This is a genomic window from Gordonia sp. (in: high G+C Gram-positive bacteria) (assembly GCF_012515855.1).
Lineage (GTDB): Bacteria > Actinomycetota > Actinomycetes > Mycobacteriales > Mycobacteriaceae > Gordonia.
The window spans coordinates 1-2,760 of record NZ_JAAYXO010000015.1 but is presented as its reverse complement, the minus strand read 5'-3'; the positions used below and the strand labels follow the sequence as shown (position 1 = coordinate 2,760).

The following is a 2,760-nucleotide window of genomic DNA, read 5'->3' as shown; positions in this document are numbered from 1 at the left end:
GGCGTCGATCCTCGACGCGCCGCTGATCGCCGTGCACACCTACAACGGCTATCCGGGCATCGCCGACGTGGACCGCCTCGAACAGGGCCGTCGGCAGCTGGCGGACGAGGCCCACGAGAGCCTCGGCTCGCAGCTCGCCGGCTGCCTCGGGGACTACCCGGACGTCGCGGTCGAGAACGTCGTCACGATGGAGAATCCGGCCGAGCAGGTCATCGCGTCGGCCGCCGATGCCCAGCTGATCGTCCTCGGCAGCCGCGGTCGGGGCGGTTTCCGCGGATTGCTGCTGGGTTCCACCAGCCAGGCGGTCCTGCACGTCGCCCACTGCCCGGTGATGATCGTTCCGGGCTGACGCCACTGCCCGGCCGGAGATTCGCCGGGATTGTCAGAGTCGCCCCGTAACCTTCGGACACCTCGCGCCACCGACGCGCGAGGGCGACACGGAGGCAGAGGGGATGGCCAAGGGGAATGACTCGAACAGCGGCTGCGTGGGCTTCGTCGCCCTCGTCTTGGCGGTGTCGGTGCTCATGGCGATCCCGACCGGCGCCTGGATCGCGATCGGCGTGGTCGTGGGCGTCATCGCGGTGATCGCGATCGTCGCCGCCGCCGTCGGTTCGCACAACGAGCGCAAGGAAGCGCTGGCGGCGGCCGCCGAAGCCGAGCGCCGGGCGCAGGCGATCGCGGACGAGAAGGCCCGGGTCGCACGACTGGGCAAGGGCAACGCCAAACGCGTCGACTCGGCGATCAAGGCCGCCGAGCAGGTGGCCGCATCGGAGGCCGCGCGGGAGGGGTGGCTCGGCGAGGTGGACTTCTCCATCGACATCGCTGAGATCTCCGAAGGTTTCGAGCGGGCCGTCGCCCTGCGCAGCGTGGCCGACGAGTTGAAGCGCCTGGATTCGCCGACTGCCGAGGACCGCCGAATCCTGTCCGAGGCCAAGACCACCGTGTCGCGTCTGGAGGACGCGGCCAAGAAGCGCGTGGATCTGATCGTCCGATGTGCGGTCGAGGCGCGACTGATCGACGAATCACTCCGCAAGGAACGCGCCGATGCGCGGACCGCGGAACAGCGCGTTCAACTCCACGGCGAACTCGCCGCCATGCTGTACGGCATCGAGGCGGCACCACTCACCCCTGCGGGGGACTCGGGCGCGGACCGGGTGATGGCGAGGGTGGCGGGATACCGGGAGGTCACCGAGCAGATCCGGCTGGCCCGCGCCGAAGGCCTCCAGTGACCTCGCCGACTGCACCCCACGCGTCGCCGCGGGGATCGCAGGTCCTCAGTGTTCTACGCGTCGGGCGATCCCGTCGAGAATGGTGTCGAGTCCGTCGCGGAAGTCTTTCCGCAGTGTCGTCTCCGTGGGCACGACCGGCTGATCGAAGGCATCGGACTCGAACAGCGCCGAGAGTTCGGGGAACCGGGTGCGGTCGAGGAGGCCGAGCATGTCGTGCCCGTAGCGGTGTTCCCGTTCGCTCTGCGTCTCCGAGTCGTCCAGTCCCTCACCGAGATCATGGCTCATCAGCGCAGATTGCCGGACGTATCCGCTCACCAGCATCGCGTACATCACCTTCTCCTTCGCGCTGAGATCCGTGTGTGAGAAGGCGGCGAGCGCTTGTTCGAGCCAGGCGAGCTGGCTGGGGCCGCTCGGTGCACCGTGAATCGGTGCTCGCAGCAGCCAGGGCCGGGTCCCGTACAAGTCCCAGAGGGCTTGCGCCCAGTCGGCCAGGGCGGTGCGCCAGTCGCCGTCGCCTGCGGCTGCGGGCGGGGGAGGACTGGTCGCGTAATCCACCATGAGCTCGACGAGTTCGCGCTTGGATCCGACGTGGCGGTACAGGGACATGGCCGTCACGTCGAGTGCCTTCGCCACTTTGGGGAGCGTGGCGGCGTCGAGGCCGCCGCGATCGGCCAGCTGCACGGCGGTGTCGACGACGCGATCGGTGGTCAGGCCCGCCGGCCGGCCGCGTCGGGCCTCGGGCTCGGGCAGCCGCCACATCCTGCGCAGCCACTCCGGAGTGTCATCGACCATGCTCGCCACTTCCCCCACTCAACTCCTCGCCGATGTCGTCGTGACCACCATATACGTGAGATAGTTACTGTCATAAACTATATCTGTTAGAGTCTCGGTATGTCGCTTCAGCCAGCCACCGATACCGTCCGGCAGGGGAGGATTCACGACGTCGACGCCGTTCGCGGGTTCGCCCTGTTCGGGATCTTCGTCGTCAACATCACGTTCATGGCCTCGGCCTACCCCGGAAACCTCGTCACGGATCCGTCGTTCACCTCGCACCTCGACGACGCCGCCCGCTTCATCGTCGCCGCCCTGTTCTCGATGAAGTTCTACCTGCTCTTCGCCTTTCTGTTCGGGTACAGCTTCACCCTGCAGATGAATGCCGCCCGCCGAGCGGGGCGCGGCTTCTCGGCACGGATGCTGCGCCGTGTTCTGGGGTTGTTCATCCTGGGTGCGATCAACATCGTCGCGCTCTACAGCGGCGACATCCTGACGACCTATGCCATCGCCTGCCTCCTGCTGTTGGCCATGCATCGGATCTCCGACTCCGCCGCCTTGCGGGTGGCCGGGGGCCTCTACGGAATCGTTCTGCTGTCACTGGTGGTGAGCGCCCTGTTCATCGACCGGGCGGCGTTCATGCCGTCGACGGCCGAAGCACTCGATAACGCGCAGGAGCAGACGCAGGCGATGCTCGGATCGGTCTCCGACATCGTCGCGTTCCACCTCGACGGACTCGAGCTCCTCGTGTTGCAGGCCG

General features: G+C 67.6%; 3 protein-coding genes and 1 pseudogene. 3 read left to right on the top strand and 1 reads right to left on the bottom strand.

What is annotated here, in order from left to right:
* Both GX543_RS01070 and GX543_RS01065 read left to right on the top strand, forming a co-directional pair.
* The coding region (locus GX543_RS01070; RefSeq protein ID WP_290849235.1) for a universal stress protein at positions 1-349 on the top strand (349 nt) is incomplete at its 5' end.
* A gap of 103 nt (positions 350-452) precedes the next feature.
* Positions 453-1,229 (top strand): hypothetical protein, encoded by a 777-nt coding sequence (locus GX543_RS01065; protein ID WP_290849234.1) that lies wholly within the window; start codon positions 453-455, stop codon positions 1,227-1,229.
* Between the two features lie 45 nt (positions 1,230-1,274).
* Here GX543_RS01065 and GX543_RS01060 read toward each other — a convergent pair whose 3' ends face one another.
* Complete coding sequence (locus tag GX543_RS01060; protein ID WP_290849233.1) at positions 1,275-2,021, bottom strand: TetR/AcrR family transcriptional regulator; 747 nt, start codon at positions 2,019-2,021, stop codon at positions 1,275-1,277.
* Positions 2,022-2,120: 99 nt separating this feature from the next.
* On the opposite strand from GX543_RS01060, the pseudogene GX543_RS01055 reads away from it, so the two are divergent.
* Positions 2,121-2,760, top strand: a pseudogene (locus GX543_RS01055) (DUF418 domain-containing protein); the annotation flags it as partial.

Excerpts from the sequence above, each read along its gene's own strand:
- GX543_RS01060 (WP_290849233.1), bottom strand. The coding sequence starts at position 2,021 with ATGGTCGATGACACTCCGGAGTGGCTGCGCAGGATGTGGCGGCTGCCC.
- GX543_RS01065 (WP_290849234.1), top strand. The coding sequence starts at position 453 with ATGGCCAAGGGGAATGACTCGAACAGCGGCTGCGTGGGCTTCGTCGCC.